This window comes from Pseudomonadota bacterium (assembly GCA_039196715.1).
In the GTDB taxonomy this organism is placed as follows: Bacteria; Pseudomonadota; Gammaproteobacteria; order CALCKW01; family CALCKW01; genus CALCKW01.
The window spans coordinates 1-15,730 of sequence record JBCCUP010000052.1 but is presented as its reverse complement, the minus strand read 5'-3'; the positions used below and the strand labels follow the sequence as shown (position 1 = coordinate 15,730).

16 protein-coding genes and 1 pseudogene are annotated in these 15,730 nt (G+C 66.4%); 12 read left to right on the top strand and 5 right to left on the bottom strand.

What is annotated here, in order from left to right:
- Positions 1 to 6 precede the first annotated feature (6 nt).
- The gene (locus tag AAGA11_15975; protein MEM9604365.1) at positions 7 to 1,317 is read right to left on the bottom strand and encodes a 3-hydroxyacyl-CoA dehydrogenase family protein; all 1,311 of its coding nucleotides are present in this window, start codon (positions 1,315 to 1,317) and stop codon (positions 7 to 9) included.
- A 151-nt stretch (positions 1,318 to 1,468) separates the two neighbouring features.
- Between AAGA11_15975 and trmH the strand changes: the two genes are divergently transcribed.
- The 3 genes and pseudogenes from trmH (at position 1,469) to AAGA11_15960 (ending at position 3,866) form a co-directional block, all read left to right on the top strand.
- The gene (gene trmH, locus AAGA11_15970) at positions 1,469 to 2,122 is read left to right on the top strand and encodes a tRNA (guanosine(18)-2'-O)-methyltransferase TrmH (GenBank protein MEM9604364.1); all 654 of its coding nucleotides are present in this window, start codon (positions 1,469 to 1,471) and stop codon (positions 2,120 to 2,122) included.
- Between the two features lie 51 nt (positions 2,123 to 2,173).
- Positions 2,174 to 3,380, top strand: a pseudogene (locus AAGA11_15965) (glycerophosphodiester phosphodiesterase family protein).
- Positions 3,381 to 3,494: 114 nt separating this feature from the next.
- Positions 3,495 to 3,866, top strand: coding sequence for a cupin domain-containing protein (locus tag AAGA11_15960; protein MEM9604363.1), 372 nt, complete (start codon positions 3,495 to 3,497; stop codon positions 3,864 to 3,866).
- 66 nt (positions 3,867 to 3,932) lie between these two features.
- On the opposite strand, the gene AAGA11_15955 is transcribed toward AAGA11_15960, so the two are convergent.
- Both AAGA11_15955 and AAGA11_15950 read right to left on the bottom strand, forming a co-directional pair.
- Positions 3,933 to 4,667: a spondin domain-containing protein gene (locus tag AAGA11_15955; GenBank protein MEM9604362.1), complete on the bottom strand. Its 735-nt coding sequence runs from the start codon at positions 4,665 to 4,667 to the stop codon at positions 3,933 to 3,935.
- A 14-nt stretch (positions 4,668 to 4,681) separates the two neighbouring features.
- The gene (locus AAGA11_15950) at positions 4,682 to 5,452 is read right to left on the bottom strand and encodes a spondin domain-containing protein (GenBank protein ID MEM9604361.1); all 771 of its coding nucleotides are present in this window, start codon (positions 5,450 to 5,452) and stop codon (positions 4,682 to 4,684) included.
- Positions 5,453 to 6,108: 656 nt separating this feature from the next.
- On the opposite strand from AAGA11_15950, the gene AAGA11_15945 reads away from it, so the two are divergent.
- Entirely contained in the window at positions 6,109 to 6,996 is an 888-nt protein-coding gene (locus AAGA11_15945) for a LysR family transcriptional regulator (protein MEM9604360.1), read from the top strand.
- 23 nt (positions 6,997 to 7,019) lie between these two features.
- Here the strand turns inward: AAGA11_15945 and mntR are convergent, their stop codons facing one another.
- Positions 7,020 to 7,472 carry a manganese-binding transcriptional regulator MntR gene (gene mntR / locus AAGA11_15940; protein MEM9604359.1) on the bottom strand — a complete coding sequence of 151 codons (453 nt, stop codon included), beginning with the start codon at positions 7,470 to 7,472 and terminating at the stop codon, positions 7,020 to 7,022.
- 154 nt (positions 7,473 to 7,626) lie between these two features.
- On the opposite strand from mntR, the gene AAGA11_15935 reads away from it, so the two are divergent.
- The 5 genes from AAGA11_15935 (at position 7,627) to AAGA11_15915 (ending at position 12,007) form a co-directional block, all read left to right on the top strand.
- Positions 7,627 to 8,487 carry a metal ABC transporter substrate-binding protein gene (locus AAGA11_15935; protein MEM9604358.1) on the top strand — a complete coding sequence of 287 codons (861 nt, stop codon included), beginning with the start codon at positions 7,627 to 7,629 and terminating at the stop codon, positions 8,485 to 8,487.
- 137 nt (positions 8,488 to 8,624) lie between these two features.
- Positions 8,625 to 9,479, top strand: coding sequence for a manganese/iron ABC transporter ATP-binding protein (locus tag AAGA11_15930; GenBank protein ID MEM9604357.1), 855 nt, complete (start codon positions 8,625 to 8,627; stop codon positions 9,477 to 9,479).
- Entirely contained in the window at positions 9,476 to 10,333 is an 858-nt protein-coding gene (locus tag AAGA11_15925) for a metal ABC transporter permease (protein ID MEM9604356.1), read from the top strand. Before AAGA11_15930 ends, AAGA11_15925 begins: the two co-directional genes overlap by 4 nt.
- Positions 10,330 to 11,178, top strand: coding sequence for a metal ABC transporter permease (locus AAGA11_15920; GenBank protein MEM9604355.1), 849 nt, complete (start codon positions 10,330 to 10,332; stop codon positions 11,176 to 11,178). The genes AAGA11_15925 and AAGA11_15920 overlap by 4 nt, the downstream gene beginning before the upstream one ends.
- Before the next feature lies 1 nt (position 11,179).
- Complete coding sequence (locus AAGA11_15915) at positions 11,180 to 12,007, top strand: NAD-dependent epimerase/dehydratase family protein (protein MEM9604354.1); 828 nt, start codon at positions 11,180 to 11,182, stop codon at positions 12,005 to 12,007.
- Positions 12,008 to 12,103: 96 nt separating this feature from the next.
- Here AAGA11_15915 and adk read toward each other — a convergent pair whose 3' ends face one another.
- Positions 12,104 to 12,751, bottom strand: coding sequence for an adenylate kinase (gene adk / locus AAGA11_15910; GenBank protein ID MEM9604353.1), 648 nt, complete (start codon positions 12,749 to 12,751; stop codon positions 12,104 to 12,106).
- 156 nt (positions 12,752 to 12,907) lie between these two features.
- On the opposite strand from adk, the gene AAGA11_15905 reads away from it, so the two are divergent.
- The 3 genes from AAGA11_15905 to AAGA11_15895 form a co-directional block, all read left to right on the top strand.
- On the top strand, positions 12,908 to 13,501 hold the full coding sequence (locus tag AAGA11_15905) for a methyltransferase (GenBank protein ID MEM9604352.1): 594 nt from the start codon (positions 12,908 to 12,910) through the stop codon (positions 13,499 to 13,501).
- Entirely contained in the window at positions 13,498 to 15,468 is a 1,971-nt protein-coding gene (locus AAGA11_15900) for a transglycosylase SLT domain-containing protein (GenBank protein ID MEM9604351.1), read from the top strand. The genes AAGA11_15905 and AAGA11_15900 overlap by 4 nt, the downstream gene beginning before the upstream one ends.
- A gap of 84 nt (positions 15,469 to 15,552) precedes the next feature.
- Positions 15,553 to 15,730 (top strand): leucine zipper domain-containing protein (locus AAGA11_15895; protein ID MEM9604350.1); only part of this gene is annotated, 178 nt, incomplete at its 3' end.

Sequence of the window (15,730 nt, the reverse complement as noted above, 5' to 3'; positions counted from 1 at the left end):
CGTCGGTCACTCGGCCGGCGTGTCGTGGATCTGGCCGTCGACCCCGAAGTAGCGTGCGCCGCCGTCGGTGTAGAAGGTTTCGGCGCCCGCCTCGCGCAAGGCGGCGACCAGGGCCGGGACCGGCTTGCCTTCGGCTTCGAGTCGCGCTGCAAAGCGCGCAGGCCCGATGCGGTCGAGCATCTCGAACGGACCCAACGCCCAGTTGAAACCCCAGCGCATGGCGCGGTCGACGTTGACGATGTCATCGGCGATTTCCGGCACCAGGTTGGCGGCGTAGGCCAGCGTGCCACCCATCTGCCGCCAGACGAATTCGCCCTCGTGCGACCCGTCGAACAGGGCACCACCGAGGTCCTGCAGCGGTTCGGCCAGCGCCACTTCGCGCTTGGCACGCCAGGCACCGTCGCCGAGGTCGTAGGTTTCCATCGTGCGGTTGCCGTCGGCGTCCTTCTGCATGCGGTAGAAGCCGCCACCGCTCTTGCGGCCGAGCTGACCGGCGTCGAACAGGGCCTGTTCTTCCGGCGGCAGGGTGGCGTAGCTGTGGCCGACGTCGCCGTCGGGCAGGTTGGCGCGCAGGTTCTCGGCGACCAGGGCCATGACGTCGAGGCCGATCAGATCGACCAGTCCGTAGAGTCCGGTCGGTGGGAAGCCCATCGGCTTCGACATCAGCGCGTCGACTGTTTCCTGGTCGAGGCCGTTGGCCCGCATGTCGCGTGCGATGTGCAGCCCGGCGAGCATCCAGTAGCAGCCGATGCGGTTGCCGATGAAGTTCACGGTGTCCTTCGCGTAGACCACCCCCTTGCCGAGCCGGTTGCCACAGAACGCCGCGACGCGCTCGGTCAGCTCGGGGCCGGCCTGGTCGGACGGTACGAACTCGAGCAAGCGCATGATGTGCGGTGGATTGAAGAAGTGGGTCACGGCCATGTCGCTCTGCAGCCGCGACGGCATGCCTTCGAGAATGTCGCGCAGCGGAATGCCCGAGGTGTTGGTCGTGACCAGCGAACCGTCCTTGCGCGCCGCCTCCACACGGGCGAAGAAGTCGCGCTTGATCTGCAGGTTTTCGACGATCGCCTCGCACACCCAGTCGGCGTTGGCGATGTGCTGTTCCAGGTCGTCGATGCTGCCGGCGGTCAAGCGTGCGAAGTGCTCTTCGGCGAGGGCCGGGCGCTTGCCGGCGCCGAGCCGGTCGATGCCCGCTTGCGCGGTCTCGGTGCTGAGGTCCAGCAGCGCGACCTCGCAACCTGCTGCTGCACAAATGCCGGCAATGCCAGCGCCCATGGTGCCGGCGCCGACCACGACGACCGAGTTGATGTCAGACATGCGGGGTCTCCGGGGGTGTTCAAAACCGCCATTTTGCGGGTGGCAATTGTGTGCTGCAAGCGCCAGCGTCCGCGGTGGGCGTCGCGGCGGTGCACGTGGATCGACCGAAGCCCGCGGTAGACTGTGCGCTGACCCGACAGACACCGACGCCATGACCCCAGAGCGCTTTGCGCGTTTGCGTGCCGTGCTGGACCGCCGGCAACCCGACCTGACCGTGCTGGCCGATTTCGTCCACAAACCCCACAACATCTCGGCCATCATCCGCAGTTGCGACGCCTTTGGTGTCGCCGAGGTGCACCTGGCCATGGCCGAGAGCGACCGGACCCGGTTTCGCGCGTCGCGCGGCGCCGCCCAGGGCGCCGAAAAATGGGTCGACGTGAGCCTGCACGCCGACATGCACGACGCCGTGGCCGATTTCCAGACGCGCGGTTTTCAGGTGTGCGCCGCACACCTGTCATCGCGGGCGGTGCCGTACCGCGACATCGACTTCACTCGGCCCACGGCCGTGCTGCTGGGTGCCGAGCGCGACGGGGTGAGCACACGCATCGCAGAGCAGGTGGACCACCATATCGTCGTGCCCATGGTCGGTATGGTGGAGTCGTTCAACGTGTCTGTGGCGGCGGCGATCATCCTCAGCGAGGCGCACAATCAGCGCCAAGCGGCCGGGTTGTACGATGCGCCGCGGCTCGATCCGGCGCGGTACGAGCGCACCTTGTTCCGCTGGGCACACCCCAAGGTGGCGACGCGTCTCGACGCACAGGGCGAGCCCTACCCGGCACTGAATGCGGTAGGCGATATCGCCTGAGTTCTTTCGGCATCGGCACCCGGCGGTGCCCGCAGCAAGGAGTGACATACGATGACTGGACGCCGTCGAGCCGCGTGGGCGATCGGGTTGGTGTGTCCGCTGTTGGCGCTCGCCGCCGACGTCGGGCCGCGGCCGCTGTTTCTCGTGGATCAACTCGAGCCGGGTCCGCTCAAAGACACCTTGATGGCCTGTGCCCAGCGATCCGGTGCGGCCCACGCGCTTCTCCATCGGGCACCGCGGTGCGCCCTTGCAGTTTCCGGAACACACCCGGGAGTCCTATCGAGCGGCGGCGCGTATGGGGGCCGGTGTGCTCGAGTGCGATGTGACCTTCACCGCTGACCACGAGCTCGTGTGCCGACATGCCCAGAACGACTTGCACACCACGACTGACATTCTGGTGTCACCGCTCGCTGCGCGTTGCATCGAGCCGTTTTCGCCGGCGGACGGTGACACCCCGGCAGGGGCGCAGTGCCGCACCAGCGAGCTCAGCCTCGCCGAGTTTCGGACGCTCACCGGCAAGATGGACGCGGCCGACCGCCGCGCCACCGACGTGCATGCCTACCTCGGCGGCACGGCCGGGTTTCGCACCGACCTTTACGCGGCTGACGGCGGCACGCTGATGACCCACGCTGAGTCGATCGCCCTGTTCGAGGAACTCGATGTGGTGATGACGCCGGAGCTGAAAACCCCGGCGGTGGCAATGCCGCACGACGGCTTCAGCCAGGTCGACTATGCCCAGAAACTCATCGACGAGTACAAGCAGGCCGGTATCGACCCGGTGAGGGTGTGGCCGCAATCCTTCAACCTCGACGATGTGCTGTATTGGATTCGGGTGGAGCCGGACTTCGGCGCCCAGGCGATCTACCTCGACGGGCGCTACCGCGAGCGCGGCTTCGACCCTGCGCACCCGGCCCGGTTGACACCGACGATGCGCGAGCTGAAGGCCCTGGGCGTGCGCACGCTGGCGCCACCGCTCTGGGTGCTGCTCGACGTGGACGGGGAGCGGATGGTGCCATCCGCCTACGCGCGCGCCGCGACCGAGGCCGGTCTCCGACTGATCACCTGGACACTGGAACGCTCGGGCCCGTTGCGCGGCGGTGGCGGGTGGTACTACCAGAGTGTGGCGCCGCTCATCCAACGCGACAGCGACCTGCTCGCGGTGCTCGATGTGTTGGCGCAGGACGTCGGGGTGGCCGGGGTGTTCAGCGACTGGCCCGCGACCGTCAGCTACTACGCGAGTTGCCTCGGTCTCGAGTGACGCGCGCGGCCTGCACGGAAGCGGTCTGCGGGCGGCTCACGTTGGCGCTGGGTCTCACGGTCGTGTCGTGGCCATCGACGGGCCTGGTTCGCGTCGGTCGGTTTGTGGGATGCTGTGACGCCTTTCGGCCGGGTCACGGTGGCCATGCAGATCATCAACACGGCCAACGCCGAACACTATCGGTGGGGCGACGGTGCCGACGGCTGGCACCTGGTCAACTCGCCGGAACTCAGTGTCATTGAGGAGCGGCTCCCACCCGGCGGTCGCGAGGTGCGCCATGCGCACGTGACGGCGCAACAGTTTTTCTACGTGCTCGACGGCGAAGCGGAACTCGAGGTTGACGGTACGGTGCTCCGAGTGCTCGCGGGCAGCGGCTGTCAGGTGCCGGCCGGGGTGCCGCACCAGCTCCTCAACCCCACCGACGCGGTGGTGCGTTTTCTGGTGGTGTCGCAACCGCACAGCCACGGCGACCGGGTGCCCGCCTGATCGGCTGCGGACAACGGCAACCCGTTCGATGCCCAGGGCAGGGGATGGCCCTGCCCCGGGGGGCGGTCAGCGCGTCCGCGTGACCACGATCCGACTGCTCGGGTTGAGAAAGCGATGCCGTTCGGTCAGGGCCGAGGTTGGCAAACCGAACTCGGAGCTGGCTGAAGTCACCACACCGGCGTGAATCCGCACCCGGTCCAGGGTGTCGTCACGCGCCGCGTTGAAGCCCTCGCCACCGAAGTCCGGGCCCGGCAGCGTGGCCGCGGTCTCGCTGTTGGCCTCGGTGCCGGCGTCCCAGGTGGGGCCACTGATCACGCGACGGTCGCCGACGCCCATGCCGCTCAAGTCGAACGCGTTTGTGCCGGTGATGGCGTCGTTCGTGTGCACGAGCATGCTCACCACACTCAGCTTGAGGTCGCCGAGGTCCGCGGTGGGGACATCGAGGTTCAGTGCCGACGAACGTGACAAAGGCGGCAGGGGACCTGCGGTGCTGGTGGACGCGATGAACGCGGCGTTCGCCGCTGCGTCACCGAGCACGCCGCTGTTGTCGCCGGCCTCCGCCAGGCGCTCAAACGCACCGTTCGCAGTTTCGCCGTCCACAAAGGCGGTGTAACCGCTGCGGTGCAGCATGACGGCCACCGGGGAGAACGGTTGCGCGTAGGTCAGGTTGGTGATGGACACGCTGAACTGCGCGTCGATCGGTGCCGGCTCGGGATCCGATACGGTCGGGTCGTTGTCGCTGCACGCAATCAGCGTGGCGCTCGCCAGTGATGCGAGCAACAGTCTGTTGATGGGTTTCATCTGCTCACCCCCGCTCAGTTGACAGTGATGGTCATGCGCGCAACGGGGTTCAGCCACCGGTGCACGGCCGCGTCGAGGTCGCTCTGACCGCCCGACGGGTCGGCGTCACCGAGTGCGTTGCGGTGGATGTGAACGGCGCCCTCGGCACCCGTGTCCGGCACGATGCCGCCGCTGGCGGAGATCGCGACACCGGTCGCGCCCGTGCCAAGTGCCGCTTGTGTCGGCGGCGGTGTGGCCATCCCCGGCACGCCCGTGGCGCCGAGTGCGACGCCGCCGGGCCCGGTCAGCGTGGTGTTGCCGCTGTTGATCTCGTCGTTCGCCTCGGTGCCGGAATCGTAGGCATTGAGGTTGACCGTGTAGGTGCCGGGTGTGGTCGGGATCGGCCAGCCGTCCAGACCGGCGAAGGCGTCGTTGGTGGGCACCAGCATGGTCGCGAGTGACAGGTAAGGGTGTCCGTTGGTTTCGAAGGTGTAGTCGGCGCTGGTGCTTGCGGGTGCCAGCAGGCCGCCAAACGTCTGGTTGCGTTGTGCCGTCGGGAAGTTCGTATCGAGCGCATTGGCACTGACCGACGTGTCACCGCCCTCGGCGATGGCGGTGAGCCCGGCAGAGGCGGGTGTGCCGGCTTCGAAGAGGTCGACGGCACCGGTGTGGGCGATCAGCAGTCGAGGTGTAAAGTACATGCCTTGGGTCAGGTTTGTAATACTGACCGTGATCTCGGCAGCGTGTGCTGTACCGCCGAGCAGGGCGGCGGCGAGTAGGCTTCGGGACAGGGTGCTCTGGGTCATGGCGTCTCTCACTGACACGGATGGGTGTTGGCTTTTGCCGTTCGCGGCGGACGAAGGGCGTCCGCTCGTGGCAGGGGTGTGTGATGGTTAAGCCAAGACTTGGTTTCGATTTTTTTTGCTTCTACGTGGTCGTGCTGATGCGCAAAAACCGTTACGTGGAGGTACGTACCAAGATAGCCATACCTGTAATAAAGTAGTCTGGTCTAGCTCGGCTTTTAAAGGCTGACACTGCACGGTGGCGGTGTTCGGTGACTGGCGAGGTGACGCGCGTGGAAACGGCCGCTCGGTTTCGGGGCGGTGCGCTCCGGTCTCGGTGCGCGGTCGTGACAAGCGGCTGCCAGCCGTGATCTCGAACGTGATTTGCTGTTCACGTTCATCGATCACGCACAGCCTCATCGACCGCGGTAGCCGCCGGCCTCACAGCACCAACCTTTGAGGGCAGCGGTGTCGCCGTCCGGCCGTGGCGTGGGTCGGGGTCGCTCGAAAGACCGCCACGCGGCGGTGGCTGAACTGCCTTCTGCGGATGTGAGCGGCTGGCATGGCTGGCGAGGCGCGCTGTGTTGTCACCAACGGCCCCGCTTGTGAGCGCGAGACACGTCGGTGTCTTCCCCGGAAATACGTCGCGGAATGCAGTCCTGCGTTATATTGATGCAATAATGCAGCAGATAAACTGGGACAACCTACGCTTCGTCTTGTCCGTGGCGAAACAGGGCAGTGTGGCGGCCGCGGCGCGTGAATTGGGCGTGAACCGGTCTACCGTGCTTCGGCGCATTGCGACCTTCCAGGCCGACCTCAACTGCCGGCTGTTCGAGCAGAGCAGCTCCGGCTACGCACTCACGCCACAAGCCGAGCGGATGGTGTTGGCGGCACGCGAGGTGGAAAACACCCTCTACGACATGCAGCGCGACGTGGCAGGCAGTGAACTGCGGCTCGAGGGCGAGTTGCGGGTCACGACCACCGAGAGCTTCATGCTCGCCGTGCTCGGTCCTGTGTTGGCGGGGTTTCAGTCCGCGCATCCGAAGATCGTGGTGGATGTGTTGATTTCGAACAACGTCTTCGACCTCAACCGCCGCGATGCGGACGTTGCGATACGGCCGACCGGCACACCTGACGCGGGCCTCATCGGCAAACGCTTGTGTGACATCCCCTTCGCCGTGTACGCGGCGCGCGACCAGGCGCGCTCGTTGAAAGCGCAAGTCTGGCAGAATCAAAGCTGGGTCGGGATGGACAGCAGCCTGCGCGCCACGCCGCCCGGAGTGTGGTTCGACGCCAACATTCCGGCGTCACGCATCTGTCTGCGCAGCGATTCCTACGTTTCGATCAAGGTGGCCGTGGAGCACGGCATCGGTGTCGGGTTGCTGCCGTGCTTTCTCGGTGACCACTCTGAACAGCTCGTGCGCGTGCCCGGTCCGCCGGTAGATCAGCTCACGATCGGACTCTGGGCGCTGACCCACCCGGACCTCGCCCGCTCGGCGCGGGTGCGCGCGTTCGTTGATCACGTGGCGAAGACCTTGCCCTTGGGCAGCGTGGCGACGACACGCTGATTCGGGTGTCAGGTGCGCCGGGGTCAGCGCCGCGACCGGGACGCGATGATCGCCTGAAAACAGCGCAGCGTCTCTTCGGACACGTGGTGTTCGAGGCCCTCGGCATCGAGCTCGGCCGTCTCCTCGGACACGCCGATGGCGCAGAGAAAGTCGAACACGATGCGGTGCCGTTCGCGCATGGCTTCAGCGAGGTGTTCACCCTTTTCCGTGAGGAAAATCGAGCGATAGCGTTCAGCGGTCAGGTAGCCGTCTCGCTGCAGGCGCGCCACGGTCTTGTTGACCGTGGCGGGACTGATGCCCAGACACTCGGCGAGATCGACACTGCGCGCTTCGCCCTTGGCCGCGATCAGATCGGAGACAAGCTCGACGTAGTCCTCGGCGACTTCGGTCTGGTGCGCGTCTCTAACGCGGCTGAACGCGGCGGCGACCTGTATGGGGTCGAGAACGCGGTTGGGTCGGGCGGGTGGCTTGGTCACGCACGTCGGGCGATGTGAGCGTGGCGCCAGTGTAGGCGAGTTATTCGCCGCCAGCAATTATCAAAGCACTTGCAATAAATGTTTGCCTTGGCTAAATTTCGAGCCCTCAACCGTGTTCTTGGAATTCCCGACTGTGACGCTTTTACGAACCCTGGTGACTCTGCTGGCCTGTGCACTGCCGGCCGGTGTGCTCGCCAAACCGATTACCGTGGCGACGACTTTCACCGTCATTGCCGACATGGCGCGCGAAGTGGCTGGCGACGCAGCCGAGGTGGTCTCGATCACCAAGCCCGGCGCCGAGATCCACAACTACCAACCGACGCCGCGCGACATCATTCGCGCCCAGAAGGCCGATCTGATCCTCTGGAACGGGCTGAACCTCGAACTGTGGTTCGAACCGTTCTTCGAAACCCTGACGGGGGTACCCGAAGCGGTCATCTCAGAGGGTGTCACGCCGCTCTCGATCGGGCAGGGCCCGTACACCGGCAAGCCGAACCCGCACGCCTGGATGTCCTTCGCCGACGCCGAGGTGTACATCGGCAACATCCGCGACGCGCTCAGCCTGCACGACCCGGCCAACCGCGAGACGTACGAGGCCAATGCGGCCGAGTACATCCAGCGCCTGCGTGCCGCGGCGGAACCCATCCGTGCCCTGATCGAAAAGGTGCCTCCCGATCGGCGGTGGCTGGTGTCGAGTGAGGGGGCCTTCAGCTACCTCGCACGGGACCTCGGCTTGCAGGAGCTCTACCTGTGGCCAATCAACGCCGACGCGCAGGGCACGCCGCAGCAGGTCAAACGGGTGATCGACACCGTTCGGGCGGAGGCCATCCCGGCGGTGTTCAGCGAGAGCACGGTGTCGGACCGTCCCGCCAAGCAGGTGGCCCGCGAAACCGGTGCCCGCTACGGCGGGGTGCTGTATGTCGACAGCCTCAGCGAAGCCGGCGGGCCGGTGCCGACCTTTCTCGACCTGCTGCGGGTCACCGCTGAGACGATCGCCAAGGGGTTGAACGGGTGATCGAGCGCCTGGCGCGCGACGACGCGACGGCGTTGGATGTGGCTGAGCCCCGCTCAGCGGCGCCGTCAAAACAGCGGGTTGCCGCAGCAGATGCGTCGGGCGCCGCTGCGTCGGGCGCCGCCGCGTCGGGCGCCGCTGTGTCGGGCGCCGCCGCGTCGGGCATCGTCGCACGCGACCTGTGCGTGACCTACCGCAACGGCCACACGGCCCTCGTCGATGCGAGTTTCGCCGTGCCGACCGGCACGATCTGCGGGCTGGTCGGTGTCAACGGTGCCGGCAAGTCGACCCTGTTCAAGGCGCTGATGGGTTTTGCCCCCGTGACCCGGGGCGACGTGCGCATCCTCGGTGGCAGCGTGCCCGAGGCCCTGAAGGCCAATCGCGTGGCCTACGTGCCGCAGAACGAAGACGTCGACTGGGATTTTCCGGTGTTGGTGCGCGACGTGGTGATGATGGGGCGCTACGGGCACATGGGCTTCCTGCGCATGCCGCGCCGCCGCGACCACGCGGCGGTGGACGCTGCGCTCGCTCGGGTGGGTCTGTCCGATCTCGCCGAGCGGCAAATTGGCGAACTCTCCGGCGGGCAGAAGAAACGCGTTTTCCTCGCCCGCGCCCTGGCGCAGAACGCCGATGTCATCCTGCTCGACGAGCCGTTCACCGGTGTCGACGTCAACACCGAGGAGGCGATCATCAGCTTGATGCACGCCTTGCGAGAAGAGGGGCGGCTGATGCTCGTGTCAACCCACAACCTCGGCTCGGTGCCGGCCTTTTGCGGCCAGGTGATCCTGGTGAACCGCTCGGTGCTGGCAGCAGGCCCGACCGAGCACGTCTTCACGCGTGACAACCTCGAGAAAGCCTTTGGCGGCGTGCTTCGGCGTTTTGTGCTGGGTGGGTCAGCCTTGCACGATGACGACGACCCGCGCAGCGTCACGGTGATCACCGACGACGAGCGCCCGGTCGTCTTCTACGACGAGGACGACGAGGCCTCGCCGTGATCGAGTGGTTGGTTGAACCGTTCGGGTACGGCTTCATGCGCACTGCGCTCTGGTGCTGTGCCCTGGTCGGTGCGGTGTGCGGGTTCCTGTCCGCCTACCTGATGCTCAAGGGCTGGTCGCTGATCGGCGACGCGCTCTCGCATTCCGTGGTGCCGGGCGTGGCCGGAGCTTACATTCTCGGCTTGCCGTATTCGCTTGGCGCCTTCATTGCCGGGTTTCTCGCCGCCGGTGCGATGCTGTTCATCAACCAGCGCAGTCGCTTGAAGCAGGACGCCGTGATCGGGCTGATCTTCACCGGCTTCTTCGGAGCCGGCCTGTTCATGGTGTCGCTGTCGCCGACGGCGGTGGACGTGCAGACCATCGTCTTCGGCAACGTGCTCGCCATCGCACCCGGTGATGCCCTGCAACTGCTGATCATCAGTCTGATCGCGTTTGCGGTGTTGCTGAGCTGCTGGCGTGAGCTGCTGCTGGTGTTCTTCGACGAGGCCCACGCGCGCACCGTCGGGCTCAACCCGACGCGGTTGAAGTTGGTGTTTTTCAGCTTGCTCAGCGCCTGTGCTGTGACGGCATTGATGACGGTCGGCGCCTTTCTCGTGATCGCGTTGGTGGTCACGCCGGGGGCAACGGCCTACCTGCTCACCGACCGGTTCTCCCGTCTGCTCTGGCTCAGCACCGTGATCGGGGCGGTGACCAGCGCCGTGGGTGTCTACCTGAGCTACTTCCTCAACGGCAGCACCGGCGGTGTCATCGTGGTGTTGCAATCGCTGCTCTTTCTGTGTGCGTTCTGCTTCGCGCCCAAGCACGGCGTGCTGTCCGCCCACAGGCGGGCGCTGGCCCCGGAGGCGGCGCCGTGATCGAAACCTGGTTGGCGGAACCCCTGTCGTTCGAGTTCATGCGGCGCGCGCTCTGGGTCGGGTCTCTGGTGGCCTTGTCTGCGGGTCTGCTCTCCGCCTACCTCGTGCTCAAGGGTTGGTCGTTGATGGGCGATGCGGTTGCACACGGTGTGTTGCCGGGTATCGTGGTGGCTTACCTCGTGGGGTTGCCGCTCGCGCTGGGCGCCTTCTTCGCGGGCATGGTGTGCGCCGTGTCGGTCGGGTTTATCGCAGAGCGCTGTCGCGTCAAGGAGGACACCGTGATGGGTGTCGTGTTTTCCGGCATGTTCGCGTTCGGCCTGGTGATGTACACACGGATCGAATCCGACGTGCACCTCAACCACATTCTGTTCGGTGACATGCTCGGCGTGGAGCGCAGCGACATGGTGGAATCGAGTGTCATCGCTGTGGTGGTTATCGCACTGGTGCTGTTGCGTCGTCGCGACTTGATGCTCTACGCCTTCGACAGCCAGCACGCGCGTGCAGTCGGTGTGCCGGTGACATTCCTGCACTACGGCCTGTTGGTGCTGTTGTCCCTGACCATCGTCGCGGCGCTCAAGGCGGTGGGTCTGATTCTCTCCATCGCCATGCTGATCGCGCCGGGGGCCGTGGCCTACCTGCTGACAACCCGGTTGGATCGCATGCTGCTGCTCGCACCGCTGGTCGCGCTGATTGCCACCTGGGGCGGTGTGCTCAGCAGTTTTCAGTGGGACAGCGCTCCGGCGCCGACAGTGGTGCTGTGGCTGCTCGCGTTGTTTGTACTGGCTTTTCTGTTTGCACCGCGCGGCGGCGTGTTGCGGCGGCGTCCCGGACCCGGGGTGCATTGAGGTGTCGCGCGATCGCATCTGCGTGGTGGGCTGCGGCTACGTGGGTACGCGCCTGGTCGGCGCACTGCAGTCGCAGGGAGCTGACGTTGTCGCCACGGCCCGCACGGCCCGGACCGAGGCCGGGGTGGCGGTGCACGCACTCGACCTCGATGCCCCCGAGCCTGTGGCACTGCCACCACACGCCGTGTTGATCTACCTGGCACCGCCGCAGCCGGACGGCGACACCGATCGGCGCTCTCTGAACCTGGTAAATGGCTTGCAGAACGCACCGCCAAGGCATGCCGTGGTGTATGTATCAACCACGGGTGTCTACGGTGAGTGTAAGGGCGCCTGGGTGGACGAGACGGCACCGCTGCGGCCGTCCACGGCGCGTGCGCAGCGTCGGGTGTCGGCCGAAGGTGTCTGGCGGGCAGCTGCAGCTGCCTGGCGGGTCCCACTCGCCGTCCTGCGTGTGGCCGGGATCTACGGTCCGGACCGACTGCCGCTCTCCCGACTCGCGTCGGGGGCGCCGCTGATGCAAGTGGACAGGTCGCCGTACACCAACCGGATCCACGTCGACGACTTGTTGACGGCCTTGCAGTGTACGATCGGTTTGGACGAGACTGTCGACGTCGCCGACGGCGCCCCGCTGCGCCTGACCGCCTTCTACCATGCGCTCGCCGATGCGAGCGGGCGGCCTCGGCTGGTCGAAACCGACAATGACGCCCTGGTGCCGGTTGTGCGTGCGGGATTTGGCGAATCGCGGCGCGTGCGCGCCGAGCGGTTGCGGTCGCTGGTGTCGCTGCGCTACCCGACGGTGCTCGAGGGCATTCGCGCCAGCTTCGGGTAGGCTCGTCGCGACCGGTGTCGCGGCGCGCGTTCGGCGATCCGGGTGGCGGCAATCTGCAGCGGTGCGCTGTGTCGCACCGCTGCACGCCGCCGGTCGTCAGCCTTTGAGTGCGGTGTGGATAGCGTCGCGCACGGTGTCGACCGGTTGCACCCCGTCGACACGGGTGTAACCCTGCGCGCTGTTGGCTGCACGGTCGCTGTAGTAGCTGATCAAGGGTGCGGTTTGCTGGTGGTAGACCGCGAGCCGCTCACGGACCGTGTCTTCCTGGTCGTCGTCCCGTTGGATCAGCGCCTCACCGGTGACATCGTCGACGCCCTCTGACTTCGGCGGGTTGAACTGGACGTGGTACGTCCTGCCGGAGCCGGGGTGTACGCGTCGTCCGCTCATGCGCTTGACGATTTCGTCGTCGTCGACCGCAATCTCGACGACGTGGTCGATGTCGATGGCGGCGTCGGCCAAGGCGTCCGCCTGAGCGAGGGTGCGGGGGAAGCCGTCAAACAGGCAGCCATTGGCGCAGTCGGGTTCCTGCAACCGCTCCTTGACCAGACCGACGATGATGTCGTCGGAGACCAGGCCGCCCGCGTCCATGATTTTCTTGGCCTCGACGCCGAGCGGCGTGCCAGCCTTCACGGCGGCGCGCAGCATGTCGCCTGTCGAGATCTGGGGAATACCAAACGCGTCGCAGATGAACTGCGCTTGTGTGCCTTTTCCGGCGCCGGGTCCGCCCAGCAATATGATTCGCATCTGTGAATGTCCTCTGAAGTACACTAATCGAACTGCGTCGCCACCGGGGTGTCGACACGGAAACAGCGGCTAAACCGCGCAAACTAACCCAGACCCGAGCGCCGACCCAATGGGACACCGGTGGGCAGGTGCGCCGGCGTGCTCAGGACCAGCCACATGCCTCTGCCCCCCGAACTCAGTCACCTTCGCCGCGACCTGCGGCTCGAGGTCGAGTTGTGCGGACATGCGCTTCGCTTCGACACCACCTGGGGCCTGTTTTCACCCAAAGCCATTGATGAAGGTAGCCGTTTGCTGCTCGATCACATGGAAATCAACCGCACCGACACCTGCCTGGACCTGGGCTGCGGCTACGGCCCTCTCGGGCTGTGCATGGCCAAGCAGGCGCCGGCCGGGCGATCGGTGTTACTGGACAAGGACTTCGTGGCAGTCGACTACGCGCGGCGGAACGCCTCGTTGAACGGTATCGACAACGTCGAGGTCTTGTTGAGCAACGGTTTCAGCGCCATCGGTGACGAGCGCTTCGATGTGATCGCATCGAACTTGCCCGCGAAAGTGGGTAACGAATTGTTTTACCTTTACTTTTACGATGCGCTTGACCGGATGCCTGTGGGCGGGCGTCTCTACGTTGTGGTGATCAACGGCCTCAGGCATTTCGTCTCGCGCGCCTTCGGTGAGGTCTTCGGCAACCACAAGAAGGTCAAGCAGGGGCGGACTTACACGGTGGCCATGGCCGAGCGTGCGGCCCCGTGACGGGCACACTGGCGTCGTCGACCACACGCGTGTCGCACCTGGCCGGGGTGTTCACGCTCATCTTCGCGTGTTTCGCCACCGGCGCGGAGGCGGCGAGTCGGGTGGTGCAGCGGGCGGCCTTTCAGGCGGCACTCGACGCCCTGCGCGCCGGCGACCGGGCGACCTTTTTCGCCGAAGAGGCCCGAATCCGCAACTACGTGCTGCACCCGCACCTGCGCTTCGAGCTCGCGATGGACACCGTTTCCCGCTCACCGTGGCCCGAGGCCCGCGCTGCTGTGTTGCGTTTTGCCAAGGCCGAGCGGGACAGCGAACTGGCCGTGGCGTTGGTGCGCTCGGCCCGCCGGCGGTTGCGCGACGCTGCCGACTGGCAGGGCGTGCTGGACAGCGCGGATTGGCCGTCGGCGCGGCCCATGCCGTGTCTCGAGTTGCGCGCGCGCGTCGCGCTCGGTCGACAGACGGTGCTGAGCGATGTCGATCGGCTGCGTTGGACCGCGCGGCATTGGCCGGCAGACTGTGAGGCGGCGTTCAATGCCTTGCTCGCGCAGAATGCGGTGTCCGGCGCGGACCTCTGGGCGCGCCTGGCCACCCTGATGGACCGCGGCCGACTCGACGCGGCGCGGCAGTTCTTCCCCCGCCTCTCGAACGCGGACGACGCGCTTTTACAGCTCTGGATTGACGGGCATACCGCGCCGGCGGCGCACATCGACAACCCGTTGATCCACGCCAATACCACGTTCAACCGCAACATGGCGCGCCACTTCATGTCGCGGTGGGCGCGTCGTGACCCGGTGGCGGCCACGCGCCACATCGCCAGCCTTATCCGGGACGGGCGGTACGACCGCGACACGCACATGGCGATGCTGCGCACCGTGGCAATTCGCGCCGCCGTTGACTACCACCCGGGCGCGCTGAAGTTGCTCGCTGCGATCCCGGATGACTCGCACACGGCCAAGACACGCGCCTGGTGGGTGCGCTCGGCCCTGCGCGCGACCGACTGGTCGGCGGTGGTCGCCGGTGTCGATGCCATGCCCGCCCCACAGCGGCACGACGGCGCCTGGCGCTACTGGCGCGCGCACGCCCTGATTGAACTCGGGCGCGGTGAAGCGGGCCGGGCGGTGCTGGCCGAGTTGGCCGGGACGCGCAGTTACTACGGGTTTCTGGCTGCGGACCGGCTCGGGCTGACCTACCAGCTCGAACAGTCGCCCATGCCGCGCGACCCGGATCTCCGCACGGCCCTGCAAGCCCGCGCGGATGTGCAACAAGCTCGCGAGTACTGGGTGCTCGGGCTCGACGCCTGGGCGCAGCGCACCTGGCAGCGGTTGGCGCGCGAGTTGGAGCCTGCGGCGTTTGCCGAGCTGGTTACCGTGACGCACGACTGGGGCTGGCACGACCGGGCGTTGGCCGGCAATGCCCGCACCCCGTACAGCGCGGACCTGACCCTGCGCTTTCCCTTCGCATTTTCCGACAGTGTCGCGAAGCACGCACAGGCGCAACGGCTGGACCCGAGCTGGGTTTACGCCACAGCCCGCCGGGAGAGCGGGTTTCGGCCTGCGGTGCGTTCAGGTGTCGGGGCCGTTGGGCTGATGCAGCTCATGCCGGCGACCGCGCGAGCGGTCGCCGCGGCGCGCGGTGAGTCCGGCGCTGGCGACCTGACGAACCCGGGACGCAACATCCAGTTGGGCACACACTACCTTGCACAGCTGCGGGAGCGGTTCAAGGGGTCGGTGGCGCTGACAACGGCCGGGTACAACGCCGGCCCGAGCCGGATCAAACGCTGGACGCGGGACAATTGGGTCGGGGGCGGGCCCGCCGAGACGGCGCGCTGGGTGGAGACGCTGCCAATCGACGAGACCCGCAACTACGTGCAGGCGGTGATGGCCTACGCCACGGTGTACGACTGGTTGGCCAACGCGCACCAGGATGTGCGTCTGACGCGGCGACTTGGCGCCCTGCCAACGCTCGACTAGGTGTGATCTTTCAGTAGGTTGTTCATCCGAGCCCCTTGCTCGATGCTGTTGGGTGTCTAGCTCCAACACACCAAAGAGGCCCGGATGAACACCCACAAGAATGCCCGATTGACGCCCTTCAGTCGACGGGTTCTGGTCGAGCGCATCCTCTTTCAGGGGATGTCTGTCAAAGACGCTGCAGACGCCTCTGCTGTCTCCACCCGAACCGCCTACAAGTGGCTTGCGCGTTTCCGACACGGTGGCTTGCCTGCACTGGCGGATG

What these genes read in the sequence shown, in the direction of transcription:
- AAGA11_15955 (MEM9604362.1), bottom strand. Translation starts at nt 4,667, where the DNA reads ATGAAACCCATCAACAGACTGTTGCTCGCATCACTGGCGAGCGCCACG.
- AAGA11_15945 (MEM9604360.1), top strand. Translation starts at nt 6,109, where the DNA reads ATGCAGCAGATAAACTGGGACAACCTACGCTTCGTCTTGTCCGTGGCG.
- adk (MEM9604353.1), bottom strand. Translation starts at nt 12,751, where the DNA reads ATGCGAATCATATTGCTGGGCGGACCCGGCGCCGGAAAAGGCACACAA.
- AAGA11_15975 (MEM9604365.1), bottom strand. Translation starts at nt 1,317, where the DNA reads ATGTCTGACATCAACTCGGTCGTCGTGGTCGGCGCCGGCACCATGGGC.
- AAGA11_15950 (MEM9604361.1), bottom strand. Translation starts at nt 5,452, where the DNA reads ATGACCCAGAGCACCCTGTCCCGAAGCCTACTCGCCGCCGCCCTGCTC.
- AAGA11_15905 (MEM9604352.1), top strand. Translation starts at nt 12,908, where the DNA reads ATGCCTCTGCCCCCCGAACTCAGTCACCTTCGCCGCGACCTGCGGCTC.
- trmH (MEM9604364.1), top strand. Translation starts at nt 1,469, where the DNA reads ATGACCCCAGAGCGCTTTGCGCGTTTGCGTGCCGTGCTGGACCGCCGG.